Origin of the sequence: Pilosibacter rotomagensis (genome assembly GCF_045062245.2) — a bacterium.
Taxonomy (GTDB): Bacteria; Bacillota; Clostridia; order Lachnospirales; family Lachnospiraceae; genus Pilosibacter.
In genome coordinates, this window is the sequence record NZ_CM170323.1 from 3,232,720 (window position 1) to 3,257,768 (window position 25,049).

General features: G+C 49.0%; 23 protein-coding genes. 5 read left to right on the forward strand and 18 right to left on the reverse strand.

Annotated elements, in window-relative coordinates:
• Nucleotides 1-75: 75 nt before the first annotated feature.
• The 4 genes from ACI3EW_RS14500 to ACI3EW_RS14515 all read right to left on the reverse strand — a co-directional run bounded on the left by ACI3EW_RS14500 (nt 76) and on the right by ACI3EW_RS14515 (nt 5,393).
• Nucleotides 76-786, reverse strand: a complete 711-nt coding sequence (locus ACI3EW_RS14500; protein ID WP_405579502.1) for a ComF family protein — start codon at nt 784-786, stop codon at nt 76-78.
• Complete coding sequence (gene recD2, locus ACI3EW_RS14505) at nt 783-3,029, reverse strand: SF1B family DNA helicase RecD2 (RefSeq protein WP_405579499.1); 2,247 nt, start codon at nt 3,027-3,029, stop codon at nt 783-785. Before recD2 ends, ACI3EW_RS14500 begins: the two co-directional genes overlap by 4 nt.
• A gap of 2 nt (nt 3,030-3,031) precedes the next feature.
• On the reverse strand, nt 3,032-4,033 hold the full coding sequence (mreB, locus tag ACI3EW_RS14510; RefSeq protein ID WP_015553090.1) for a rod shape-determining protein: 1,002 nt from the start codon (nt 4,031-4,033) through the stop codon (nt 3,032-3,034).
• Between the two features lie 256 nt (nt 4,034-4,289).
• Nucleotides 4,290-5,393, reverse strand: a complete 1,104-nt coding sequence (locus tag ACI3EW_RS14515) for a hypothetical protein (RefSeq protein WP_405579496.1) — start codon at nt 5,391-5,393, stop codon at nt 4,290-4,292.
• A 610-nt stretch (nt 5,394-6,003) separates the two neighbouring features.
• Here ACI3EW_RS14515 and ACI3EW_RS14520 point away from each other — a divergent pair.
• Complete coding sequence (locus tag ACI3EW_RS14520; RefSeq protein WP_405579489.1) at nt 6,004-6,429, forward strand: DUF5722 domain-containing protein; 426 nt, start codon at nt 6,004-6,006, stop codon at nt 6,427-6,429.
• Between the two features lie 284 nt (nt 6,430-6,713).
• Nucleotides 6,714-7,808 (forward strand): putative ABC transporter permease, encoded by a 1,095-nt coding sequence (locus ACI3EW_RS14525; RefSeq protein WP_118531058.1) that lies wholly within the window; start codon nt 6,714-6,716, stop codon nt 7,806-7,808.
• 61 nt (nt 7,809-7,869) lie between these two features.
• Here ACI3EW_RS14525 and yajC read toward each other — a convergent pair whose 3' ends face one another.
• From yajC to ACI3EW_RS14555, 6 genes are all read right to left on the reverse strand, one after another.
• Nucleotides 7,870-8,148: a preprotein translocase subunit YajC gene (gene yajC, locus ACI3EW_RS14530; protein ID WP_215704723.1), complete on the reverse strand. Its 279-nt coding sequence runs from the start codon at nt 8,146-8,148 to the stop codon at nt 7,870-7,872.
• Nucleotides 8,149-8,168: 20 nt separating this feature from the next.
• Complete coding sequence (tgt, locus tag ACI3EW_RS14535; protein WP_015553084.1) at nt 8,169-9,314, reverse strand: tRNA guanosine(34) transglycosylase Tgt; 1,146 nt, start codon at nt 9,312-9,314, stop codon at nt 8,169-8,171.
• Nucleotides 9,315-9,358: 44 nt separating this feature from the next.
• Nucleotides 9,359-11,599: a protein translocase subunit SecDF gene (locus ACI3EW_RS14540; protein WP_015553083.1), complete on the reverse strand. Its 2,241-nt coding sequence runs from the start codon at nt 11,597-11,599 to the stop codon at nt 9,359-9,361.
• Nucleotides 11,600-11,740: 141 nt separating this feature from the next.
• Nucleotides 11,741-13,147 carry a thioether cross-link-forming SCIFF peptide maturase gene (scfB, locus tag ACI3EW_RS14545; protein ID WP_142412517.1) on the reverse strand — a complete coding sequence of 469 codons (1,407 nt, stop codon included), beginning with the start codon at nt 13,145-13,147 and terminating at the stop codon, nt 11,741-11,743.
• Between the two features lie 248 nt (nt 13,148-13,395).
• Nucleotides 13,396-13,542, reverse strand: coding sequence for a six-cysteine ranthipeptide SCIFF (gene scfA, locus ACI3EW_RS14550; protein ID WP_015553081.1), 147 nt, complete (start codon nt 13,540-13,542; stop codon nt 13,396-13,398).
• Between the two features lie 134 nt (nt 13,543-13,676).
• Nucleotides 13,677-13,805 (reverse strand): hypothetical protein, encoded by a 129-nt coding sequence (locus ACI3EW_RS14555; RefSeq protein ID WP_405579481.1) that lies wholly within the window; start codon nt 13,803-13,805, stop codon nt 13,677-13,679.
• A 130-nt stretch (nt 13,806-13,935) separates the two neighbouring features.
• On the opposite strand from ACI3EW_RS14555, the gene ACI3EW_RS14560 reads away from it, so the two are divergent.
• A complete protein-coding gene (locus ACI3EW_RS14560; RefSeq protein ID WP_215702615.1) occupies nt 13,936-14,295 on the forward strand; it encodes a TIGR04086 family membrane protein in 360 nt (119 codons plus the stop codon).
• Here the strand turns inward: ACI3EW_RS14560 and ACI3EW_RS14565 are convergent.
• The 7 genes from ACI3EW_RS14565 to ACI3EW_RS14595 form a co-directional block, all read right to left on the reverse strand.
• Nucleotides 14,292-14,411: a sodium pump decarboxylase gamma subunit gene (locus tag ACI3EW_RS14565; RefSeq protein ID WP_405579478.1), complete on the reverse strand. Its 120-nt coding sequence runs from the start codon at nt 14,409-14,411 to the stop codon at nt 14,292-14,294. The two genes, ACI3EW_RS14560 and ACI3EW_RS14565, sit on opposite strands and share 4 nt — an antisense overlap.
• Before the next feature lie 12 nt (nt 14,412-14,423).
• On the reverse strand, nt 14,424-15,551 hold the full coding sequence (locus tag ACI3EW_RS14570; protein ID WP_215702614.1) for a sodium ion-translocating decarboxylase subunit beta: 1,128 nt from the start codon (nt 15,549-15,551) through the stop codon (nt 14,424-14,426).
• 332 nt (nt 15,552-15,883) lie between these two features.
• Nucleotides 15,884-17,182, reverse strand: coding sequence for an HlyC/CorC family transporter (locus ACI3EW_RS14575; protein ID WP_117469063.1), 1,299 nt, complete (start codon nt 17,180-17,182; stop codon nt 15,884-15,886).
• Nucleotides 17,183-17,570: 388 nt separating this feature from the next.
• The gene (locus tag ACI3EW_RS14580; protein ID WP_015553074.1) at nt 17,571-18,260 is read right to left on the reverse strand and encodes a P-II family nitrogen regulator; all 690 of its coding nucleotides are present in this window, start codon (nt 18,258-18,260) and stop codon (nt 17,571-17,573) included.
• An 8-nt stretch (nt 18,261-18,268) separates the two neighbouring features.
• A complete protein-coding gene (locus ACI3EW_RS14585) occupies nt 18,269-19,813 on the reverse strand; it encodes a DUF1538 domain-containing protein (protein WP_405579475.1) in 1,545 nt (514 codons plus the stop codon).
• Nucleotides 19,814-20,125: 312 nt separating this feature from the next.
• On the reverse strand, nt 20,126-20,521 hold the full coding sequence (locus tag ACI3EW_RS14590) for a glycoside hydrolase family 5 protein (RefSeq protein WP_405579472.1): 396 nt from the start codon (nt 20,519-20,521) through the stop codon (nt 20,126-20,128).
• An 11-nt stretch (nt 20,522-20,532) separates the two neighbouring features.
• Nucleotides 20,533-21,015, reverse strand: a complete 483-nt coding sequence (locus tag ACI3EW_RS14595; protein ID WP_405579469.1) for a hypothetical protein — start codon at nt 21,013-21,015, stop codon at nt 20,533-20,535.
• A 157-nt stretch (nt 21,016-21,172) separates the two neighbouring features.
• Here ACI3EW_RS14595 and ACI3EW_RS14600 point away from each other — a divergent pair, with 157 nt between their 5' ends.
• A complete protein-coding gene (locus ACI3EW_RS14600; RefSeq protein WP_405579466.1) occupies nt 21,173-21,898 on the forward strand; it encodes a response regulator transcription factor in 726 nt (241 codons plus the stop codon).
• Between the two features lie 560 nt (nt 21,899-22,458).
• Entirely contained in the window at nt 22,459-23,325 is an 867-nt protein-coding gene (locus tag ACI3EW_RS14605) for a sensor histidine kinase (protein WP_436975261.1), read from the forward strand.
• A gap of 316 nt (nt 23,326-23,641) precedes the next feature.
• On the opposite strand, the gene ACI3EW_RS14610 is transcribed toward ACI3EW_RS14605, so the two are convergent.
• Nucleotides 23,642-24,898 carry a M20 metallopeptidase family protein gene (locus tag ACI3EW_RS14610; protein ID WP_242998003.1) on the reverse strand — a complete coding sequence of 419 codons (1,257 nt, stop codon included), beginning with the start codon at nt 24,896-24,898 and terminating at the stop codon, nt 23,642-23,644.
• Nucleotides 24,899-25,049 lie beyond the last annotated feature (151 nt).

Sequence of the window (25,049 nt, forward strand, 5' to 3'; positions counted from 1 at the left end):
TTATACATGTATTTTTGCATATTTATGCAGTCCCTCTCATTCTATAACCTGTATGCATATCACTTTTTTCCTGTCCTATCTTCCTCCGGTCATACAGATCACAACGAAATAGACCCGGCTGATTCCCGATGCCCGCAGGACTCTCGCGCACGCCTCGATGGTACTGCCTGTTGTATAGATATCATCCACAAGGATCACGCTCCTGATCCCCTCCGGGATCTCCCCCGCCGCGAAGGCACCGGAAAGGTTCTTAAGCCGCTCTGCCGCCGAGAGATCCTTCTGCGGCAGCGTCTTCTTATTTCTCACCAGCATTTCCGGCATCACCGGAATCCCCAGCTTCTTTCCGATGACCCGTGCCAGGATCTCTGCCTGATTGAATCCCCGGGTCTTTTTCCTCGTGGCATGGACCGGCACCGGGACCAGGGCATCCGCCTGCATCCGGCGGATCGTCCGTCCGTACCGTGCTGTCAGGGCTGTCCCGTAAAAATCCAGATACTCTCTTTTATTATTGTACTTGATCTGCGCCATGGAATGCCTCGCCGCCTCATCGTAATTTAATAAGGCGATCCCGTACTCAAAGCCACGCGGATGGCGCATGCAGTCCGGACAGAACTCCATGCTCTCATCTTCAATTTCTTTTCCGCATTTTTTACATACCGGCGATTTTACAAACGAAAGTTTCCGAAGGCAGTCCGGGCAGATCATCCGCCCGAAGCCGCCTGTGATATCCCCGCATACAGGACAGCGGCGGGGATATAGAATATCAAGAATTTTATTAAATTTCATGTTATCTCCAGAATCCGGTCTTTCAGCCCCGAATACCGTTTCTGCTCCACTTCATTATCCACCATCGCCTGGAACACCTCCGGGATTCCCACGAGGCAGACGCAGGCTTTCGCCCTCGTAACCGCCGTGTAGATCAGATTTCTCGTCATCAGCATCCGCGGTCCCGAATGGACCGGGATCACCACTGCCGGATATTCGCTTCCCTGGGATTTGTGGATCGTGATCGCGTAGGCGAGTTCCAGCTCCTCCAACTGCTTAAAGCTGTACTCCACCATCCGGCGCTCATCAAACTCCACCTCCATCGTCTCCGCGAAGCTGTTGATGGAGCGGATGATCCCCGTATCCCCGTTGAAAACGCCTTCGCCCTTATCCACCGGGATTCCGTAACGGTTGCGGACCTCCCACTCGATCTGGTAATTGTTCTTGATCTGCATGACCTTATCGCCCACGCGGAAGATCGTCCCGCCGGACTCTTTCTCCTGCTTATTCGGCGCAGGCGGGTTAAACTTCTCCTGGAGCTGCTTATTTAATGCTTCAACTCCGAGAGCGCCTTTCCGCATCGGCGTCATGATCTGGATATCTGACATCTCGGCATGGACATAGTTCGGAAGCTTGTCCTGCACGAGGACCATCATATCCTTCACAATATCCGCCGGATAATCGCGCCGGATAAACAGAAAGTCACGGCTCTTCTTATTTAAAGGAACTGTTTCCCCGTCGTTGATCTTATGGGCATTGACGATAATGTCGCTCTGGGCCGCCTGACGGAAGATCTTTGTGAGCTTCACCACAGGGAACGCCTCCGACGCGATCATGTCCCGGAGAACATTTCCCGGCCCCACGCTGGGAAGCTGGTTTACATCGCCCACAAGGATCAGCCTCGTTCCTACATTCACCGCCTTTAAGAGTGAGTGAATCAGGCTGATATCCACCATGGACATTTCATCGATGATGATCACATCCGCGTCCAGAGGATTTTCCTCGTTCCGTTCAAAATGCATGCCCTCCAGCCGGTTTTCTCCGGAATTCCCGTTATTTTTCGGATCCGCGACAGGCGCCCCGGTCAGCTCCAGAAGGCGATGGATCGTCTTTGCCTCATATCCGGTCGCCTCCGTCATGCGCTTTGCCGCACGCCCCGTCGGGGCCGCCAGAAGGATCTCCATATCTTCCTGGTCAAAATAGTGGATGATCGTGTTGATCGTCGTTGTTTTACCAGTTCCAGGTCCTCCGGTGATAATAAGGAGACCATTGCTCACCGCCTCCATCACCGCCTGCTCCTGGAGCTCATCCAGCTCGATCTTCTCCGCCTCCGTGATCTTTTTGAGCCGTTTTTTCACGTCCTCCTCATTGATCTTCGAGTGGATATTCAGATCATGCAGCATTCTCGCCGTATTGAGTTCCATATAGTAGAACTGTGCCGGATAGATGATCCGCTTTCCGTCCTTCTCCTTCACCACCAGCTTCTTCTCCATCTGGAGATCCACCAGGTGTTTTTCCATGTGCTCCGGTTCCACATTTAAGAGCGCTGATGCGTTGGCAAACAGCTCCTCCTCCGGCAGATATGTATGGCCGTTTCCCGTCGCCTGGAGCAGTGCATAGAAGAGTCCGCTGCGGATCCGGTAATCGGAATCCGTAAAGATACCGACTTTCGCCGCGATCTCATCCGCGATCTTAAAGCCTACGCCCTGGATATCATCCGCGAGCTGATAAGGATTTTCCTGGATGACCGAGTACATCTTCGGACCGTAATGCTGGTAGATCTTCACCGCAAGGTTCATGGAAATCCCGTACTGCTGGAGGAAGACCATCGCCTGACGCATATCCCGTTTTTCCTCCACCTGGCTGCTGATCTCCATCGCCATGCGCTCGCTGACACCCTTGACCTCAGCGAGACGTTCCGGCTCCTCCTCCATGATCCGGAAGGTGTCCGCCTTGAACTTCTTTACGATCCTTTTAGCTAAAGCAGCTCCGATGCCTTTGATAGCACCGGAGCCGAGATACCGTTCAATTGCCAGTGTATCCTCGGGAGCCTTTATCTCATAGCTCTCCACCGCAAGCTGTTCACCGTAGATGGAGTGTTCCACCATCCGGCCCGTCGCCTCGATCCGCTCTCCCTCGCTGATGTAGGGAAATGTGCCGACGAGGATATATTCTTCTCCCCCGTCCGCCACGCTTAAGACCGAATAACCGTTATCCTCATTGCGGTATTTGATTCTTTCCACATAGCCTGTTACAGTTGCCATTTTTATTTTTCTGCGCCTTTTCCGCCGTGTGCGAACTCGATAAACTTACCGGTTCCGATCGCAACCGCTGTAAGCGGCTCCTCCGCGATCATTGTCGTGATTCCGGTCTTCTCCTCGATCAGGGCATCAAGTCCGGAGATCAGGGATCCACCGCCGGTAAGAACGATTCCGCGGTCGAAGATATCGGCCGCGAGCTCCGGTGGGGTACGTTCCAATACATTGTGTACAGCGTCTACGATCTGCATCGCCGGCTCTCTTAACGCCTCAAGTGTCTCGTCGGATGTAACAACGATCGTCTTCGGAAGACCTGTCACAAGGTTTCTTCCGCGGACTTCCATCGTCACAAGCTCCGGACGGCGGTAAGCTGCGCCGATATTGATCTTGATCTCCTCAGCGGTTCTCTCACCGATCAGAAGATTGTGTTTCTTTCTCATATAGCGGACAAGGGCTTCATCGAAGTCATCTCCGGCCGTCTTGATCGAGGTGCTGACTACAGTACCGCCGAGAGAGATGACTGCGATATCCGCAGTACCGCCTCCGATATCTACGATCATATTTCCGCATGCCTTGGAGATATCAATTCCGGCACCGATTGCTGCTGCAACCGGCTCCTCGATAATGCAGACCTCACGGGCACCTGCCTGGTAAGTCGCATCCTCTACGGCCTTTCTCTCAACTTCCGTTGCACCGCTCGGGATGCAGACTGCGATACGCGGTTTTCTCAAGGTTCTCTTTCCGACCGCTTTGTTGATGAAATATTTTAACATCTTCTCGGTTACGGTATAATCGGAAATAACACCTTTTCTCAGCGGTCTTACCGCTACGATATTACCCGGAGTACGTCCGATCATCAGACGCGCCTCCTCACCGAAAGTAATTACTTTATTTGTTTCCCTGTCCAGTGCTACTACGGACGGTTCCTTTAAAACAACGCCTTTTCCTTTAATATAAACAAGGATGCTGGCGGTACCCAAGTCAATTCCAATGTCGTTTGACATCATCATTGTCGTCTTCCTCCTGTCTTTCTAACTGAAAATCTCCTGAATCTATTTCCGCGTCCGATACAGGACGCGCCTCGCTTCTCTCTATCAGAAAACCCTGTCCCCGCAAAATATATCCTGCATTGTACTGCATATTTCTGCAGCTTTCATGATCTCGCAGTATTTCCGGTCACGAAAGTGACCGCACATACAGGGCGCGAAATATCAGTTTTTATTATATACGAAAGGCATTTGTTTTTAAAGGGGTTTTTGAAATTTTTTACTGTACCCACACGCCGTTCTTATCAACATAATACTTTCCGTCGATCATCCGGCTCGTAAGCATCGCGCCGTCAGTTCCGCAATAGTACCATGTCCCGTTCGTCTGTACCCACTGGTTCTTCACCATCGCGCCACCGGCTCCGCAGTAATACCACTGGTTATTATTCAGGATCCACTGGTTCTCCACCATATATCCGGACTGGTTAAAATAGTACCAGACATTGTTGATCTGCTTCCAGTTTGCGACCGGATATGTCTTATCCGGATTGCACCACCACCAGCCATTGCTGTCGCGGAGCCATGCGCCATTCGCTGAACCGGTCGTACTTCCGCTTGTCTGGCTCCCCGAACCGGAAGTACCGTTTCCATAGTACGCAGACGCCGCGTTCCGGTTCGCATAGATCGCAGCGGCTCCGCCCCGGTCTACATCCTTCGGCTCAGACTCTTTCCAGCTGCTCTCATCACTTCCGCGGATTGCCTTGACTTTAAATGTATAACTGCCTTCTTTTGTGAATGATCCGCAGAAATTATAATAGTTGTTTGTCGTCGTGTATGCGGAACCTACGCTGTCCCCGTCGCGGTATAAACGGACCTGATATTTCTTTGCATATTCTGTTCCTTCCCAATATGCAACTCCGCCATAGCTGTCGTCCCAGGAGAGATCATAGACATCCAGATCATAATCTTCATCATCATACTCCGAATCAATATCCGAGATCTGCTGAAGTGTCACATATACATACAATTTTGATGTACTTCTTGTCACCGATGTCACCTTCTGTTCATCATTTCCAAGATATACATCTGATTTGCTCAGTCCGGACGAAAACGCGTAGTCACTCTCGGCACCGATCGTAATCTTAACCTTCGGCTTCGTATCATCATTCCAGTCTCCGTTCGGCTCGTTGGTAATGGAGATCTCATCCACATAGCAGCCGTCATCTGACACATCCGCCTCCACTTCCAGGTTGTCCGAATCCGTCAGGACTGCATTGATGTCGATCGTGACCTCCTCGATCTTTTCCGATGCTATTGCCGGAAATGCCAGCAGGGCAGTCATAAGAAGTGCTGCCGGTATTGCAACTATTTTTTCTTTCTTCATTGTGAACCTCCCGTTTTCCTGTCATGGATATTCAGTTTTATCAGGTCAGTAGCTTAAAAATCCTCCTGCTGAAAACTGCATCGGATCTTCAACCTTCGTCCCTTATATTATTCCATATTATACCAGAAATTTATGAATGATTTATGTTCAAATTTCCTGTTAAACTTCGGCAAAATTGCGGCACATCTCTGGTAAATCCGCGTCACGGAATCTATCGACTGTTTTCGACATAATTCTTTCTAAATCGTTAAGTAAATTTACTTTCTTTTAATTTTTTACTCACATTTTAGACACATTTTGCCTCTATAATACAATTACGTTATCCGAAAGGATAACCTGCCTTTGTTTCAAGTATTACACTTGAACACACAAAGCTTTTTCATACTCATACCTGTCGGAGGCGACTTCGGCAGGTCCCCCTAAAAAAATTGATACTTTCCATACTCCCCTTAGGAATCACAGAAACGGCTGTGGTTCCTATTCTTTTGTTTTTTTGCCGAAGCTTCCCATTCCATTGAATTTCATTCCATCTCACGGTATAGTAAATGTAATAGCATGACCCGGATGCAGGACGCTGTTCACCGGTGCTGTCTCTGCACTCTGTTTTTCTATGGCTGTCCCGGCCTATGCCGACCACTATCAGACTCCAAAGTCCATCAAGGGCGTTCTGATCAACGAGCATGCCCAGATCCCGGACGTCCTCGAAGTCGGCGCTTCCCAGTTCGTTTTAAACAACGCCCTCAAAGACACCGATTACGGCATCGCATGGCACGCGTATCCGGAGACCTTTGAGGATCCGGTATTTTCCGATGACCAGTATGTCCAGGAGAAAGCCGATACCTATATTATCAACCTGAAAAACCTTCACATTCTGACCGATTACATGCAGAAGGCGGATATGCTCTCCCTGGCTGGAAAAGTCCGCCATCTGATCCTTTCTGAGCAGGGACTTCTTTCCGCCCATTATGCATTCGGTCTGATCGATGTGAACGGCAATAAGAAGCCGAGTTTTGAGGTGTATAAGAATCTTCAGTAATTCTGAAAAGAATGTGCCTCGGCACATTCAGGCGCCTCATGTGATCTCTTGCAGCATCTTCACTCACGCAAAGCGCCATCACAGCTGCAGAACTTTTCACTCCGGGACGCAAAGCTCCACCTTGCCATTTCCGGTCTCCTGTCGTATGATATGGATAATCTCGGCAGGACATATGCCGTATCTCAATCTTCTGCGATGCCGTTTCAGTTGCTGCCTGACGCTGTTTTCTGAATAAGCAGCTCTGTTTCCGGCAAAAACAGATATTTACAACCGAAAGGAGACTTATGTACACTTACACCTGGTATCAATGGCTTACATTTTTTTATCTGTACTGTTTCTTCGGATGGATCTTCGAATCCACCTATGTTTCCTTAAAGCAAAGACATTTTGTCAACCGCGGCTTTTTGCGGATCCCGATGCTGCCGTTATACGGAAGCGGTGCTGTCATGATGTTGTGGGTATCACTCCCGTTCCGGAGCAGTCTGATCCTCACCTATATCTCCGGCGTTATCGGCGCGACCGCACTCGAATATGTCACAGGGTATGTGATGGAACAGCTTTTCAAGGTCCGCTACTGGGATTACAGCAACCAGCCCTTCAATGTTCACGGGTATATCTGCCTCACCTCATCCATCGCCTGGGGCTTTCTGACGATCTTTATGACGCATGTGATCCACAAACCGATCGAGCGTGCCGTCCTTGCGATGCCGCTCATGTGGAACCTGTTTTTCGTGTTCTTCGTGACCGTGATCTTTATCTATGATTCCATCGTCTGCACGAAGGAAGCACTTGCCTTCGGAAAATCACTGGAAGCTATGAAAAAAGTCCGTGCAGAGCTCGATAACCTTCAGGTACAGACTGCTCTCTTAAAGATGAATGCCGAAGACAGGATCCAGGAAGCGAAGGAAGAGTTTCTGGATCAGCTCGAAGCAAAACGTGTCCAGGCCGCTGCCCTCACCGGGATGAACCTGGAAGATCTCAAGGAGAAAGCAGGAAACAAGCTCGAAGCGCTCAAAGAAAAACCGTCTGCCGGGATGTCCGCGATCCGGGAAAAAGCAGGATCCGCCGCAGGTTCTCTCCGCGATCTCTCCAATGTCAGCCTTGATGAGCTGAAAGCAAAGGCCGGCGGAAAACTCGACAGTCTGAAAGATCTTACCGGGATCCATCTGGAAGCTCTCCGCGGAAAATCCCCGGAACAGCTTGCTGAGATGTTAAAGGAGCGCGAATCACGGCTTTCCGCTCTCTTAAAAGAGCGCAGACCATTCCGGAAAGACAGGATCCGCTCCAACCCGACCGCCGTTTCCCCGAAATATGCCCGTGAATTCGAGGAATTAAAGAAGCATTTTGAGGATGAAGGAAGAAACGCGAATCCGCAGTAAAAAAAGAGGTCCATCTCCCACCAACGGGAAATGAACCTCTTTCTTTTCTGTTTTTCAGGTCTTACGCCTCCGGTTTTTCAACCTGAACGATCGCCTGTTTCTGCATCGGGATACGGCAGTTCTTATTGTTGCCAAACTCAACGATAACAGTATCGTCTGTCATATCAATGATCACTCCGTAGAATCCGCTGGATGTCAGCACGCTGTCACCGACTGCGATGCTTGCCATCAGTTCCTGCATTTTTTTCTTTTCCTTCTGCTGCGGTCTGATCGCAATGAAGTACATGAAAGCAAAGATTAAAACAATATATCCAATCAAAAATGCCGGGCTGTTAGTCATATCCGTTGCACCTCCTTTTCTTATACCTTGTCTTTATAGTTCCCTGTCACGCCCTCCAACTTTTTCTCTTTGTACTCGGCGTAGCAGTGGTTCTCAATAGCTTCCCTGATCTCCGTCATCATCGTGTTGTAGAAGTAAAGATTGTGGAGCACGCATAAGCGCATTCCGAGCATCTCTTTTGCCTTCAGAAGATGGCGGATATAGGCCCTGCTGTATGAGCGGCAGGCCGGACACTGGCATCCCTCTTCGATGGGGCGCATATCCTTTGAAAACTGCTCATTAAACAGGTTGATCTTTCCGTGGTTTGTATATACATGACCATGACGGCCATTTCTTGTCGGGTAAACGCAGTCGAAGAAATCAACGCCGCGGTCCACCGCCTCAAGGATGTTCGCCGGGGTTCCGACGCCCATCAGGTAAGTCGGTTTCTCTTCCGGGAGATGCGGAACCACCGCATCGAGGATGCGGTACATCTCCTCGTGGCTCTCACCGACTGCAAGTCCGCCGACCGCGTAGCCGTCGCAGTTCATCTTCGAGATCGTATCCGCATGCGCGATCCGGATATCCTCGAAGGTTCCGCCCTGATTGATGCCGAACAGAAGCTGTTCCTTATTGACGGTATCCGGCAGGGAATTTAATCTCGCCATCTCCGCCTGACATCTCGCCAGCCATCTTGTAGTTCTCGCGACAGAATTCTCCATGTATTCTCTGGTACACGGATGCGGAGCGCACTCATCGAATGCCATCGCAATCGTGGAACCAAGGTTTGACTGGATCTGCATGCTCTCCTCCGGTCCCATGAAGATCTTATGACCATCGATATGGGAGTTGAAGTAGACGCCCTCTTCCTTGATCTTCCTGAGTCCGGCGAGGGAAAACACCTGAAATCCGCCGGAATCGGTGAGGATCGGACGGTCCCAGTTCATAAACCTGTGGAGACCGCCGAGCTCCTTGATCAGCTTGTCGCCGGTCCGGACATGAAGATGGTAGGTGTTGGAAAGCTCCACCTGTGTCCCGATCCCGCGAAGGTCATCGGTGGACACAGCGCCCTTGATCGCGGCGACAGTTCCTACATTCATGAATACCGGCGTGTGGATCGTGCCGTGGACTGTCTCTACGTCAGCCCGTTTGGCACGTCCGTCTTTTGCCAGAATCTTATATTTCATATTTCTCTTGCCTTATCGTTATTTTCGAAACGACGTTCTTCCGGTTATTTTCCGGATTTCTTCGCTTCCTTTGCTGCCTTCTCAGCATCCTTCTTTGCCTGTTTTTCAACCGCATCCTTCTTCTGCTTCTTTGTGGTCATTACATACCACATAGCGCCTGTCAGGCATACGGAAGAGTAGGTACCACAGATGATACCTGCCATTAACGGGAGTGCGAACTCACGGATGGAGGATACGCCCATGATGAACAGGACAAATACCATGACAAAGGTCGTCAAGGATGTATTGATGCTTCGTGTGAAGGTCTGGGTGATACTTGTATTTACAATATCAACAGTGGATGCCTTCGGTCCCATGAGATTGATGTTCTCACGGATACGGTCGAAGATAACGATCGTCGCGTTGATAGAGTATCCGACGATAGTAAGCAGGCAGGCGATCGCTGTGGAACCAACGGACCACTTTGCGAGGGCATAGCATGCAACTACAACCAATACGTCATGGACAAGGGCTAAAACAGCACTTGCAGCGAAACGGATATCCTTGAATCGTACCCAGATATAGAGAAGCATAAATACGGTAGCGATCGCTGTAGCCATAACCGCGTCGCGCTTCATCTCAGCACTTACCGCACCGGAGATGCTCTCTGCGGTGATCTTGGACTCGTCAACGCCGAAGTTCTCAACAAGTGCCTCGTCTAATGCCTGACGCTCTTCCACGCTTAAGGTTCTTGTCTTGATGATCACCTCGTTTGTTCCCGCAACCTTCTGTGTCTGCGTATCCGCACTGTTAGTGATGGATTCGACTACCGGAACGACCTCGCTTGAGATTCTCTCCAGAGACATATCCTCATTGAAGGTCACGCTTGTGGAGGTACCGCCCTGGAAGTCAAGGGAGTAATTGAACGCGTTTCCGATGGAGGACTTGTTCATTACCATTCCCGCAACACCTGCGAGGATCATGACAGCTGAGATGATAAAGCAGATATTTCTCTTTCCGAGGAAGTTGATCGCCTTCTTCTCTTTTCTGATGCCGTAGAACTTCTGATCCTGGAAGCCAAGGTTATACAGGGTGTTCAGTGTGAACTTTGTAACGAAAAGTGCTGTGAACATGGAAAGAACGATACCAAGGGCAAGTGTTGTAGCGAAGCCCTTAACTGTACCGGAGCCTCTCCAGTAAAGAACAGCCGCTGCGATCAGTGTTGTCACGTTACCATCGACGATGGCGGATAACGCTTTCGCAAAACCTGTCTTGATCGCGGAATGAACGGTCTTTCCGAGACCGATCTCCTCCTTGATACGGGTGAAGATGATGACGTTCGCATCAACCGCCATACCGATGGAAAGGATGATACCGGCAATACCCGGAAGTGTTAATGTAACCTCAAAGGCCGCGAGCAGGATCAGCATCAGTGCCACATAGAGGCAGAGTGCAAGAGATGCCGCAAGACCCGGGACGAGGTAAACTGCGATCATGAATACGCATACGATTCCGAAACCGATCGCGCCGGCCTTTAAGCTTGTCGTGATCGCTTCCTGACCGAGCTTCGCGCCTACCACGTTGGAACGGAGTTCCTCCAGTTCCAGGGAAAGGGAACCGATACGGATCGTGGACGCAAGATTCTCAGCCTCTTCATAGGAAGTCATGCCAGAGATGGAGGCCTGTCCGCCTGTGATCGCCTGCTGTACGGTCGGGTTGGAGTACATCACGTTATCGTAAACGATCGCGATCTTCTTGCCGACGTTCGCTGCTGTCACATCTGCGAATTTCTTAGTACCTTCATCCGTAAATGTAAGCGCTACTTCATAGTTATTGTTTCCTGTCTGCTGGTCTTTATAGATCACAGCTTTCGCAGAAGCTACATCGGTTCCTTCCAGTACAACATTCCAGTTCTCATCATAGAACTGTAAGGATCCCGGCTTACCGAGCTCTTCCAGGATCTTGTTCGCGTCTGTGACACCCGGAATATCAACATTGATACGGTTTCCGCCTTCCTGATAAACCTCCGCCTCAGAGCTGTAGTTCTGTACTCTCTGCTGCAGCTTGTACTGGGTATCGGACATATCCTCGGCGCTCGGATTCTCTTCCTTCGCCTGGTAGGTAATGCTGACGCCGCCTGCCAGATCCAGACCGAGCTTGATTCCGCCATTCTGGGAAGTTACTCCGTTCTCATCGGTGACCAGCTTACTCTTCTGAAGAGTATCATAGCCGAAAAATCCGAAGATACCGAGCACAACGAGCAGTCCCAGGAGGCCGAGCAGTCCCTTTCCTTTGTTGCTCTTCATGATAAAATCTCCTTCTTGATATGATTTCGAGGTTCAAAAGGCTTTTTGTCCCTCTTGATTCCGGAGTCCGCCGTAATCACCGCCTCCGTCATCCTTACAATAACAATCCGGGGTTTTCTTCCCCTGACCGCTATGATCGATTTAGTTGTTTTCCTCGTCCTCCGCTAAAGCAGCACGGATCATAATCGCGCACTCGATACGTTTTTTCTGCATCTCACAGCCGATATCGTAGGCATCCGTAATGCTGCCGTGGAAGTTGAAGGAATTTGCCGCGCAGCCGCCGCTGCAGTAGAATCTCGCAAAGCAGTTTTTGCATTTTTCTTTCGCGTATACGTTGCAGAGCTTGAATTCATCGCGCACCTTCGTGTTGACCACGCCGGTATCCACGTTTCCAAGCAGGAACTCTTCATTTCCAACGAACTGGTGGCACGGATATAAGTCTCCCCAAGGAGTTACTGCAAGATACTCGGTTCCTGAACCGCAGCCGGACAGACGTTTCGCAACACACGGTCCCTGACTTAAATCAAGCATGAAGTGGAAGAATTTGAATCCTCTTCCCTCTTTCTGACGCTTTACAAACTCTTTTGCGAGTCTGTCATACTCATCCATGATCTGCGGAAGGTCTTCCTCACGGATGGAGTACGGCTCTTCCGGAGCTGCAACTACCGGCTCCATGGAAAGCTTCTCAAAGCCGAGGTCCGCATAGTGGAGGACATCGTTTCCGAAATCCAGGTTGTTTCTTGTGAAGGTTCCGCGGACGAAATAATCCTTCTCGCCGCGTGATTTCGCGAATTTCTGGAATTTCGGAACAATAAGTTCGTAGCTTCCCTTACCATTTCTGAACGGACGCATCCGGTCATTGACCTCCGGACGTCCGTCAAGGCTTAAGACCACGTTGCTCATTTCTTTATTGCAGAACTCCATGATCTCATCGTTTAAGAGTACGCCGTTTGTTGTCAGCGTGAAACGGAATTTCTTATTGTGCTCCTTCTCCTGGGAACGTCCGTATTCCACAAGCTGTTTTACCACGTTCCAGTTCATAAGCGGCTCGCCGCCGAAGAAATCAACCTCAAGGTTGATGCGGTTTCCGGAGTTTGCGATCAGGAAATCCAGTGCCTTCTTTCCGACCTCAAAGCTCATGAGGGCGCGGCGTCCATGGTACTCGCCTTCCTCTGCGAAGCAGTACTTGCAGGCAAGGTTGCAGTCATGGGCAATATGAAGGCAGAGGGCCTTCACGACCGTCTGGCGTTTTTTGAAATCGATCACATAATCTTTGTAAATATCCGCAGCGAACAGCTCCTCCGCGTCGATGAGCTCCTGAATATCGGAGAGGGCATCCTCAATATCTTCTGCAGAGTACTTACAGACCAGTGCTTCTCTCACTGCTTTTTTCTGGTCATCTGTGAGAGGCATCGGTTTTTCCATATCCGGGACGATCTTCGCGAGAACCTCCACGGCATCGTAGAGCAGCGCATCCACGGAATGAACCGATCCACTGTTTACGTCCAAAACAATATGGTATCCATTATTTATATACTGATGTATCAAAGCTAACTTTCTCCTACTGTCTTAATTTTCAGGTGACTGTTCCGTCTCTTCCCGGTTACAGTCACGATCTGGTGGTCTCCTGGCTTCTTTCTTACCTGCCCTTTACGGTCTGTCAGTGGCGGCTTTCCCGGCATCGCTGTCCGGGAAACCCGTCACCGGCAGATTCTTTGATCAGACAAGAAATAGCCCCTACAATCATACGACCGTAGGGGTCTCTTTAAAAACTTCCGTTTATTCGAAGCCCCGCATTAGCGGTTGCTGTTTTCACAGCTCTGGTTTCCTACTGTGCAGGATGTCTTGCATGCAGACTGGCAGGATGTCTGGCATTCGCCGCAGCCGCCCTTCTTCATGCTGTTCTTTAAAGTGTTGGAACTTAAAGTTTTTACATGCTTCATGGTATCATTTCCTCCTGTTCTCTTATCGTGGGCATAATACCCCGAATTTAAATGAAATTATACCATACGATTTTCTATTATGCAACGGATTTTATTGCCGTGATGCAGGAAAATCCGGTACAGATATCCACTTTTTATCCGCATAACATGCCGCAGGCAGCTTCCTGATCGTGTCCGGCAGCCACAAGGGAAAAATATCCGGGTGCTTTTTTCAGCCAAATCGGCTCATCAGTTACAAGATCAGCCGCGCGATGCATATGCATGGCCTTTCCTCACATATCCTGTATAAAGTAAACGCCCACACCATGATGTCCTCTCAGAATCTTTCTGTTCCCGATTTTATGAGTTCCGGAAAGACTCCCGGAGTACATCCTTCAAGAAAGGAGCTTTCTCATGCAGACAAACCCGGTATGGCGCATGGTACGCGCCCTGATCGTAACTTATATCCTCTCCGGCATTCTTCTGGTGGTGCTTTCCTTCGCCCTCTTTAAGTTCCGTCTCCCGGAAAACCAGGTAAACGTCGCCGTCTGTGCCGTCTACGTCATTTCCTGCTTCTTCGGCGGCATCCTCGCAGGAAAAACAATGAGGACCAGGCGCTTTTTCTGGGGCCTGGTCCTCGGAACTCTCTATTTTCTGTTTTTATATCTCATGTCCCTCGCCCAGAAGGACGGTGTCACGGAAGACACGAAAAGGCTTCTCTCTGTCCTCGCCATGTGCACGCTGAGTGGAATGGCGGGCGGGATGGTAAGCTAACGGTCTCCCACCTTCGTGAGGAGATAAACAACGAGCGCCAGAATCCCCATCACAACGAAGATTCCAAGCATTCCCTTCCACATGATTCCTAAAGCAAGCATTGTATTTGCATTCATAGTCCAGACCTCCTACATAAAGAATCCAAGGACGATTCCGCCGGCAACCGCCGATGCGACCTGTCCGGAAACATTTGCTCCGATGGCATGCATCAGAAGATGGTTCGTCTTGTCCTCCGCGATTCCCATCTTCTCAATGACACGGGCAGACATCGGGAATGCGGAGATTCCTGCTGCTCCCACCATCGGGTTCACTTTGTTCTTGCTGAACAGATTTAAGAATTTTGCAAACATGACGCCGCCGATGGAGTCAAAAATAAAAGCGAAAAGTCCAAGTCCCATGATCATCAGTGTCTGTAAGCTTACGAACTGATCCGCTTTCATGGAGAAGGAGATCGTGATTCCGAGAACAAGTGTGATCAGGTTCGCGAGTGTCGTCTGTGCTGTTTCGGAAAGGCTGTTTAAGCAGCCGCATTCACGGATCAGATTTCCAAACATCAGGAATCCAACAAGAGCGACCGATGCCGGAGCGACAAGTCCTGCGACAAATGTTACAATGATCGGAAAAGCGATTCTTGTGAACCGGCTTACTTTTCCCGGCTCATACGGCATGCGGATCATACGTTCTTTCTTTGTCGTAACCGCTTTGATCGCCATCGGCTGGATGATCGGCACAAGTGCCATATAGGAATATGCCGCCACCGCGATCGCTCCGATGTAGTTTGACTTTAACACCTGAGATACCAAGATCGAAGTCGGACCATCTGCCGCTCCGATGATTCCGATAGAGGCAGCGTCCTTGATGTCAAAGCCGAGAAGTGATGCCATAAAGATCGTAAAAAAGATGCCGAACTGGGACGCTGCACCAAAGAGGAACATCTTCGGGTTCGAAAGCAGCGGTCCAAAGTCGATCATAGCTCCGATACCGATAAAGAGCAGCAGAGGGAAAGCCTCCGATGCCTCAATGCCGGATTCAAAGAGCCACTGGATGATTCCGTGAGTCTCACCGGCACCCTCCATAAACTGGTTTAATACACCGCTGGCCGGGAGATTCACAAGGATCGCACCGAAGCCCATCGGCAGAAGAAGGGCCGGCTCATAATTTTTCTCAATTGCCAGGTAGATCAGTAAAAGCCCTACCACATACATGACGACCTGCTGCCAGGTGATCGATAGTAATCCACTCCATAAAAAGTCCATAAAAACTCCTCCTTGAAAATAGTATGCGCAGGTTTTTCTCTTTCCCTGCCAATGGATTCCATGAAATTTTACAGACCGTCTTTTTTTGCCGCCATATCGGATCGCTCTCGGATCCTCAGAGCAACAAAAAAAGACTTTCTGCAGAAATTTCTCTCTGCAAAAAGTCTCGTTACCATTTTACCGGTATGCACCACCAGACGTTTCCGCCGCGATTGTTGACAGTGCATTTCAACTACTCCCCTTTTGGATAGTTTCATATTAATTGGTTTGAAAAAAATTGTCAAGACCGAAAGCTGTACATTTTTCGCTAATTTTGTCGCGGTTCAGTAACTTCACCGTTCGGGTTTGCTCTCCTGCTCACTTTCTTCACTCTTCTGCGGCGCATCCAGAATATACAGATGCACCTTGTCAATCCGGTTTCTCTCCACCGTATCCACCACAAACCGGAGATTTCCGCTTGTGACTTCCTCCCCCGCCTGCGGGAGATGGTCTAAAAGGCCGATAATATAGCCGCCGACGGAGTCGTAATCTTCTGACTTGAGATCCAGACCAAGCTGGTCGTCGAGATCATCAAGTTTCATGGCACCCTCGATCACATATTCCTTCGGATTGATCTTCCTGATGCTGTCTTCCTCATCCGCATCGTACTCGTCGCGGATCTCTCCGACGATCTCCTCAAGCATATCCTCCAATGTGATAAGCCCGGCCGTCGCGCCATACTCATCAAGAACGATGGCAACGCTGTTCATGGTCTTGCGGAGTTCCACCATAAGCTCCGTCGTCTTTTTAAACTCGTAGGTGTAATACGGCTCACGCAGGTAATCCCGCAGCTTAAATTCCTTGTCTTTCGGGATCAGGAACAGGTCCTTGATATTCACGATGCCAATGACATTGTCCGTCGTCTCCTCATAGACCGGATATCTCGTATACTTCTCCTGTCGGAAAATATCCATGATCTCCTGATAGCTGGCATTCACATCGAGGAATGTCATATCGATACGCGGAACCATAATATCCTTCGCGACAGAATCCCCAAAATCGAACACGTTGTAGATCATCTTCTTCTCGTCGGACTCGATCACACCCTCTTCGTGGCTGACCTCCACGATCGTGCGGAGCTCATCCTCTGTGATCGCGTCCTGTTTCTTGTTCGGATCCACATGGATCATCTTTAAAACGCCCTTGGAGAGGACATCGACGACCACGATCAGTGGGGTCAGGACCTGCATGATCAAATAGATCGGTTTCGCGAACTTGAGTGACAGGGTCTCGGAATAGATCGTCGCGGAAGTCTTCGGTGTGATCTCACCAAAGATCAGGACTAACAGCGTCAAAACACCGGTTCCGATACCGACATATTTATTTCCAAGCACGTCTGTGACCAGCACAGTCATCAGAGAAGACGCTGAAATATTGACAATATTGTTTCCTATTAAAATTGCGCTGAGCATTTTGGGCTGATTGCTTAAGATCTTCTCCAGCACAACGGCATGGCTGAGTCCCGCCTCCGCGAGATTCCGCACACGGATCTTATTTACCGTCATCATTGCCGTCTCCGCCGATGAGAAAAACGCGGATAACGCCAGAAGTCCAATTACGATCAGTCCCTGCAGGGCTTGCCCTGAATCCAAAAAAATCAACTCCTAAATCTTTATAAATTTGACGCCGCCCGGTTTCTTCCGGGGCTTCGTCCATGTTTTGTCTCCCCGCACGCTCCGCTCTGTGTCCGGACCGGTCGAAGATTTACGAATGATTGTACAATACTCTATATGCCGTGTCAATGGTTTCGGGGCGTTTCCGCGGCGTTTTTTTAATGGCAGTTACAGTACACGGGCACTCCATGCCCGCGCACTGTAACTGGATTTTGCCGATGCTTCGCATTCCGAATCGGCAAAATCCGCGGTCATAACGGTATCATACGGAATTTTCAGTTCAGAAAATTCCTACCCATGAAAAGTAACTAATGGCACCGTTCCGTTCGTTCAGGCCTGTGATCTGCTGCGGTCAGTGCGACAGAGCTTAATCGTCCTCATTCTTCTCGATCAGACGCATCCCCGCTGTCTCCGTCACCGGCAGAGAGAAGACGATCGCCCCCGCCTTGCTTCCGATCCCGGCTTCCTTCATGATGCTCTGCATGATGCCGTTTTTATCCTTTGTCTTTGTGACCATAAAGATCATCTCTTTCTCCTGAGCAAGGGAAACGCCTAAAAACTTTTCCGCCTTCTCCATTCCCGTTCCCTTCGCATGGATCACGGTTCCGCCGGTAGCGTTGGCCTTTCGCGCCGCGTCCATGATCACATCCGTATAGCCCTGATTTGCGATCACTACAAGAAGCTCGTAGTCTGTTCCTTTCAAGCTGCTTTCCTCCTCTTTCTCAAATCCACGGTCCTCGGTCAAAAAGCGAAGCTGCCGCTTTCCGCCGATGCTGCTCAGGGGAGTCACAAAGGCGATCCCCGTTCCCGGAATATCGATCTTGATCTCCTGTTCCAGGCCCTTTTTTACCTTTTTCCATTCCGCCGCCGTCACTACTGCAAACTGGACGGCCTTTTCCGATGCCTCTAACCCGAAGGCGTCCAGCACCTCCGACGCCGCGGTTCCCCTGCCTAACGTCAGGAATGTGACGGAAATCCCATATTCTTTATAGAAGGCGAGGAATCTCCGGCTCTGGTTCCGGTCACTGATCGTCGCCATCAAGTATAATTCGCTCATAAAACCTCCTACAATTCAATAATCGCGTCATCATCCAGCAGCTCAAACGCCGCGTATGCCTCGGACTGTCCATGAGCCGCGGACATTCCTTCCTGCGCTCCGCGCTTCGCTCTTATTCTCGAAGCCAGCCCCATGACCTGGATCGTGATAAGCGGTGTCATGGCAACCATCGCGACCACACCGAAGGCATCTGTGACGATGTTTCCTCCAAGAGCGGAGCAGGCTCCCTGTGCCATCGGAAGCAGAAACGCTGCCGTCATCGGTCCCGATGCCACGCCGCCGGAGTCGAAGGCGATTGCTGTATAGATCTTCGGCACAAAAAACGAGATTCCCAACGCGATCGCGTATCCCGGAATGAGAAACCACAGGATCGAGATCCCTGTGAGTACCCGCACCATCGCAAGTCCGAGAGAAACCGCAACACCCAGGGAAAGTCCCATTCCCATGGCCTTCGAGGAGATCGCTCCGTCCGTGATCTCCTCAACCTGTTTATTGAGAACGTACACGGCCGGCTCTGCCTTTACGATGAAGTATCCCATGATCATTGCGATGGGAACAAGGAACAGCGGGTGGGCAGACTTCGCAAGCACCTGTCCGAGATAATTTCCCGCCGGCATAAAGCCCACGTTCACTCCCGTCAGGAACAGTACCAGCCCCGCATATGTATAGACGAGACCGATCGCGATCTTCTTTAATTTTCTTGTTGTTAATTTTAACATGAAAATCTGGAAAATCATGAAAAATAAGATAATAGGCAGTAAGGAGACCGCGATCTCCTTCATGTAGGCTGGAAGTTCCCTCGCAAAGAGCAGGAACAGTTCTTTTGAATCACCGATCTCCGGGATCACCGGCGGTGTGTAGGCGCTGCTGTCCGCCTTGAAGATCATACTTAAGATCATGACTGCGAGGATCGGTCCGATGGAGCAGAGCGCCACAAGGCCAAAGCTGTCGTCCGCCGCGTGACGGTCGCTTCGCGTTGCAGAAATTCCGACACCGAGAGCCATGATAAACGGCACGGTCATCGGTCCCGTCGTAACGCCGCCGGAGTCAAAGGCCACACTTAAAAAATCCTTCGGCACGAACATCGCCAGTACAAACACCACGCCGTAAAAGACAAGCAGCAACGGCGGAAGTGCCACGGAGAACAGCATTCGCAGCAGTGCCACAACAAGAAATGCGCCGACTCCGCATGCTACGGACAAGATCAGCATCATGTTCGGCACAGCCGGAACCTGATTCGCCAGAACCTGAAGATCCGGCTCCGAGATCGTAATGATGAAGCCTAAGAGAAAGGACAGCCCGATCACCACCGGAAGCTTCCGGCTCTTCGTCAGGCACGTTCCCACTCGCTCGCCCATCGGTGACATGGCAAGCTCTGCGCCAAGTGTAAAAAGCATCATTCCCGCAAGCAAAAGGACTGCTCCCAAAAGGAAACAGAGCAGGATGCTGGAGGAGATGGGCGCGATCACAAAGCAGAGCACCAGCACGATCGCGATGATCGGCAGTACCGCCTGCAGCGCCTCATTCCACTTCTCCCGCAGTTTTTTTGTCATTCCCAATATTCCACTCTCCTGTCTTTTTGAGGCAGACATTCCCATTCTCTCAAAATCCGCCCTGTTACTTGGTTTCTTTCCACATTCGTGTTCTCTCCGCCAGGTATTTCACGAACAGGGGATGCCGTTACAGGATATGCGGGCTTTCAGCGCCACGATCCTGTAACCGGCGAATTATGTTTAGTATAACATGGGAATTGTGAGAAAAGTATGTTTTGAGAGGTTAAGATTCCGCTAAAAAAAGGCGGGTTTGTTCAGATAATTTACTACGAGCAGCGGATCGCATTCCGCTGCTCGTAACAGTTTCTTCTTTTATTGGAATATTGTTTTAAAAACCGGCTGCATGGACGAGATCCATGTATTCTCTGCCGCATTATAATACTTTGTATCTGCATTTACCGCAAACGGAATTCCTGCATCACTCAATGCTTTCGTCATAAATCCTGCAAATACTGTCTGCTCTTCTACATTGTATGTATTTCCTTTATTATAGTTTCCCGGCATCCAGGCTCCGACCCATGTCGGAATCCCCGTCTGCTGCTGCCATGCAAGCGCCGTCTGGATCTTATCTGTAATCAGCTTTTTCTCAGCATCCGTTCCCGTAGTCCACAGCTTCTTTTCGTTTATCTTATCCGGCCCGGATGCATAAAAATGCCATTCTGCCATAAGGTATCCATTGTGTGCACTTGGAATTTTCAGCTCTGACAAATTTCCTCCACTTATTGTCCGGAAGAAAGAAGATCATCAATCTGTTTCCAAATGCTATTGATCTCTTTCAGCATTTCCAGACGTTTTTCCTTTTCTTTTTCTGCTTCTTTTAATTTTAAGATTGCTGTATCAAAATCTTTGTTCTCGGCAGCCGCCTTCGCTTCTGCGCGAAGATTCTTTACCTGGGAATCCCCGTTTTCCTCACGGATCGTTTTGATTTTCCCACGAAGTGTTTTTGCCTCTTTCCACACACTCTTATCAACCGGAAGCTCTCCTGTCTCCTTTTTGTTCTGATGAATATTTTTGAAATGTTCCATGAAATCTTTATTGGATTCCCTGAGAGCATCCATCTGCTCCTCCATCACTTTCATCTCAGTACGGATCGGTTCCGCTTCCGCCCTATATTCTTTTCTTGTCTCAGCCGCAAACGCAGAGAAGGACATGATTGCAGTAAGCGATAACGCCGCGCATAAAATTTTTAAACCTTTCTTCATCTTGTTACCTCCATCATTAGATTATTTTATATGTTTATCATACCGTTATCCCTGTGTGCATTACCAGTTCATCTGTGTGGCAAGAATGCGGCAATCATTTACGGTTTTAAACTTTCATGTTAATATGAAAACATAAATACAAACGAGGTAATTTATCATGTCAAAACTAATCTATGTAGTAGATGATGAGTCAAATATCCGTACAATGATGCAGCTATTTCTTGAAAATGAAGGCTTTACAGTAGAGACGTTTAAAGATGGTCAGGAAGCCTGTCAGGCCTTTTCCGCAAAAGAACCCAATATGCTGATCCTCGACATCATGATGCCCGGAATCGATGGTCTCAGTCTATGTACCTATTTCCGTCGTCAAAGCCACGTTCCCATTATTTTTGTATCTGCCAAAGATACGCCGCTCGACCGTGTTATGGGAATCACTCTCGGAAGCGATGACTATATTACAAAGCCCTTTCTTCCATTAGAGTTCGTTGCGCGGGTAAAAGCATTATTCCGCCGGTCTGATCCGCACTTTTACGATGCCGGCATGACCGATCCTGTCACTCGGTTTATATGTGGAAATCTGGTCCTTTTTCCTGTCAGCCACAGAGTCACAATTCAGGAACGTGATCTCAATGTAACTCCGACAGAATTTGATTTTCTGCTGTATATGATACAACGGGCAGATAATGCTGTTTCTAAAAAAGAATTAGCCGAACAGATCTGGCATTTTCAAGGTCCTAATCCTGAAGCAGATATGCCGGAGGATTTTATTAAACGGCTTCGAAAAAAACTACTATCTTTCGGTTCTACTGCCTTGATCGAGACGGTATGGGGCTTTGGTTATCGGATGAGCGAACGAAAGCCAGAAGGGATCGAATCAATATGATTGGAAAGAGTATCCAAACACGTTTATTTTCTGCAGTTTTTCTCGTGATTTTTATGATGACTTTCGGAGTCGGAATCACCTTTTTCCTTTCTTCTCGTTGGTATGTACAGTACACTGCCAGGAAAGAAACAGAGCATCTGATCAGAATGGTTCAATCGGAGTCGGATCGTTTGAGCACTGACCCGGCTTACACTTCCTCAGATTCTAAGGAAAATACGCGCGAATCTTCAAAAGCTTTGCTTCGTTCTGTCCGGCGGCAGCTCAGAGATCAGCCTTATAATGGTATATTTTTGATTTTTAATTCCAAGCAAAAACTTGTCTTCCCTCAATCCAGTAATGACCAGAATATTTATCCGATATCTGCCTTAGAGGAACAGTGCCGACAGATGATCCAGTCAGGTGAACTGATTTCGGGAAAACCGTCCCGGATTTTACTTTCTGAAGACTTCTGGTACATCAGTATGTATGTGTTTCCGTCCAGTACACCTGTACGGGCAAAGTATTTTGTTTCTGTTGTCCAAATTCCGGATTCATCTGTTTTCTGGAATTATGCATGGAAATTGTATATTGCGATTTTAATCGCTTCTGTGTTTTTATCATCTTTTTTAGTATGGGGAATCGCTAGAACCATCTCTGTCCCGATCCAGCATCTTTGTCTTCAGATCCAGAGGATCAATGGAGAAACAGACGCACAGATCCAGGATTCCTATTCTTTAAATGAACTGGAATCTTTAAAACGCTCCTATAACCAGATGGAAGAAATGATCCGAAGATCTGAGGAAGAAAAAAGACAGTTTTTTCAAAACGCTTCCCATGATCTGAAAACGCCGCTTGCGTCTATAACCGGGTATTCCCAGGGGATCGTTTCCAATGTCATAAAGGATCATCAGAAAGCTGCCAGTATCATTCTTTCTGAAAGTCTGCGCATGACTGACCTTGTAGAAAGCATTCTTTCTCTCTCAAAAATGGACAGTCACACATTTGACCTTCATCCGACAGATCTGGAAGTAATGGAGTTTCTTGATGAGTGCGTGGATATCATGAGTACGATCCGAAAGGACTGCGTGATACATCTTGAAGCCGCACGTCCACTAATGATCCACACGGATCCGGAATTGTTGAAGCGGGTGATACAAAATATTCTTTCAAACTGTCTGCGATATGCCGAGCACGAAATTCTGATCCGTATGAGTACAGATGGTAACTCGCTGATCCTTCTGATACAGGATGATGGTCCGGGATTCCTGGAGAAAGATCTCCCTCATATTTTTGAACGTTTTTATAAGGGTAATGGTGGAAAAAATGGAATTGGTCTTTCGATTGTATGGACCGGCATCCACTATCTTGGCGGATCCATTACCGCCGGAAACCGCGCTGTACCGGAACACGGGGCTTATTATCAGCTTTTATTGCCCCTGTCTTTTTAACCGAATCAAGTAAGTCCTAGCTTCAATTGCGAAAAGCAATAAGCAGTGGGTGGGGACTTGCTTGTATCAGGAGGAGTGCAAGCTCCTTCTGATAAACTGCGGAGCAGTTATTCGGTTATGAGCAAGTAGCGAAGCGGATTGCGAATATCCGCTTGACAGTTGCCAATCTCTCGTTCAAACACAGACTTTAACTCGGTACCCACGCGGATGCGCAAAAAGACCGGTATATCAAATTTCTTCTTGATACACCGGTCTTTATATTGCTATTCGGACTTTTTACCCGTTAATGGATAATTTTTTATCATTTCTGCTGCTTTTACAGATTTCTCTCAACCAGATTCTTTAAGGTTCCCTCGAACGGTTTGAACGGGATCTCCTTATCGTAATTTAAGAAATCTTTCACGTATCCAAGTGCTGCTGCAACACCGTAGATCATGCCGCGCTCATCCACATCGAATTCCGGTGTGTGATGGTTTGCACCGGTTCCGGCCTCCTCGCTCTGGATACCTGTGAAGGTGATGATACCCGGCCAGAGCTTTAAGCATGCCTGCATGCTCTCAGATGCCATCCACGGCTGTGCAACCGTAACAGCATCCTCACCGATATATTTTCTTACTGCGTTCTTCGCGATCTCGCTGCAGACTGCGTTGTTCTGGCACTCGAACAGCGGATCCGGCATATGAAGAATTTCATATGTACACTGGCAGAGCTCGCACTCTTTCTCAACTACATCCATCAGCTGTTTTACAAACGGAGCGCCTGCACCGTCAACATTGAAGGTACGGATCGTACCGCCGAAGGTCAGCTCGTCCGGAATAATGTTGCGGACGGTTCCGCAGTTTACGAAACCAACGGAGCAGGTCAGGATATCCGTCGGAGCCACATATTTCATGCGGATCATATTGATATGGTTATAGATATTGTTGAAGCAGTCTAAAACACTGTGGGCAAGATCCGGACGGGATCCGTGACCGGCCTGGCCATGAAGCTTGATGATAAATCCGTATGCACCGGAGAATACCGCGCCCGGCTCCGCGGAGATCGTTCCTGTCGGAACATCCCATTTTACATGTGTTGCCATACAGGTATCGATCTTTAATTTCATTGTCTCAACGGCATACGGAAGTAAATTTCTGATATTTCCGCCAGCTTCCTCGCCGCGCTCAAAGAGGAGGACGATATTGCCGTTTAAGTCTTCCTTATTCTCGTTTAAGATCTTTGCCTCGGCGAGAAGCATCGCTGTGTGGGCGTCATGTCCGCAGGCGTGGGAGATTCCATCGTTCTTGGAGATGCAGACCTTTTCCTTTGTGAGGTTTGTCTTGCTCTCCTTGATCGGAAGCGCGTCCATATCGGCACGGAGAAGAACTGTTTTTCCCGGTTTTCCGCCGTGGATCTGTCCGATAATACCACCTTCCGGAACGACTACATACTCGATTCCCAGCGCATCGAGCTCAGAGGCAATATATTTTACTGTCTCATACTCCACACCGCTGTTTTCCGGATACTCGTGCATATGTCTTCTGATCCTTACCATGTAGTCAAAATTTTTCTTAGCCTCGTTTAAAATATCCATGTTTTCTCCATTCTGGCGGAAAGCTATTTCCACTCTGTTTCCAGTAAGATGTAAGATCCGTCGTTTCTGTTTGAGATTTACAATAACTGTTTCGTTTTTCCACAGTTACGTCTGCGCATGTCTGTTCCCAGACAGCTCTATATTAGCACGC

Bases quoted from the DNA above. Each gene is read 5' to 3' on its own strand.
- recD2 (WP_405579499.1), bottom strand. From the start codon at position 3,029: ATGGCAACTGTAACAGGCTATGTGGAAAGAATCAAATACCGCAATGAG.
- ACI3EW_RS14585 (WP_405579475.1), bottom strand. From the start codon at position 19,813: ATGACAAAAAAACTGCGGGAGAAGTGGAATGAGGCGCTGCAGGCGGTA.
- ACI3EW_RS14610 (WP_242998003.1), bottom strand. From the start codon at position 24,898: ATGGATATTTTAAACGAGGCTAAGAAAAATTTTGACTACATGGTAAGG.
- ACI3EW_RS14515 (WP_405579496.1), bottom strand. From the start codon at position 5,393: ATGAAGAAAGAAAAAATAGTTGCAATACCGGCAGCACTTCTTATGACT.
- ACI3EW_RS14580 (WP_015553074.1), bottom strand. From the start codon at position 18,260: ATGAGCGAATTATACTTGATGGCGACGATCAGTGACCGGAACCAGAGC.
- ACI3EW_RS14500 (WP_405579502.1), bottom strand. From the start codon at position 786: ATGAAATTTAATAAAATTCTTGATATTCTATATCCCCGCCGCTGTCCT.
- ACI3EW_RS14600 (WP_405579466.1), top strand. From the start codon at position 21,173: ATGTCAAAACTAATCTATGTAGTAGATGATGAGTCAAATATCCGTACA.
- ACI3EW_RS14540 (WP_015553083.1), bottom strand. From the start codon at position 11,599: ATGAAGAGCAACAAAGGAAAGGGACTGCTCGGCCTCCTGGGACTGCTC.
- ACI3EW_RS14555 (WP_405579481.1), bottom strand. From the start codon at position 13,805: ATGCATATGCATCGCGCGGCTGATCTTGTAACTGATGAGCCGATTTGG.
- scfA (WP_015553081.1), bottom strand. From the start codon at position 13,542: ATGAAGCATGTAAAAACTTTAAGTTCCAACACTTTAAAGAACAGCATG.
- ACI3EW_RS14570 (WP_215702614.1), bottom strand. From the start codon at position 15,551: ATGGACTTTTTATGGAGTGGATTACTATCGATCACCTGGCAGCAGGTC.
- ACI3EW_RS14595 (WP_405579469.1), bottom strand. From the start codon at position 21,015: ATGAAGAAAGGTTTAAAAATTTTATGCGCGGCGTTATCGCTTACTGCA.
- ACI3EW_RS14565 (WP_405579478.1), bottom strand. From the start codon at position 14,411: ATGAATGCAAATACAATGCTTGCTTTAGGAATCATGTGGAAGGGAATG.
- ACI3EW_RS14525 (WP_118531058.1), top strand. From the start codon at position 6,714: ATGTACACTTACACCTGGTATCAATGGCTTACATTTTTTTATCTGTAC.
- tgt (WP_015553084.1), bottom strand. From the start codon at position 9,314: ATGAAATATAAGATTCTGGCAAAAGACGGACGTGCCAAACGGGCTGAC.
- ACI3EW_RS14560 (WP_215702615.1), top strand. From the start codon at position 13,936: ATGCAGACAAACCCGGTATGGCGCATGGTACGCGCCCTGATCGTAACT.
- yajC (WP_215704723.1), bottom strand. From the start codon at position 8,148: ATGACTAACAGCCCGGCATTTTTGATTGGATATATTGTTTTAATCTTT.
- ACI3EW_RS14520 (WP_405579489.1), top strand. From the start codon at position 6,004: ATGGCTGTCCCGGCCTATGCCGACCACTATCAGACTCCAAAGTCCATC.
- mreB (WP_015553090.1), bottom strand. From the start codon at position 4,033: ATGATGATGTCAAACGACATTGGAATTGACTTGGGTACCGCCAGCATC.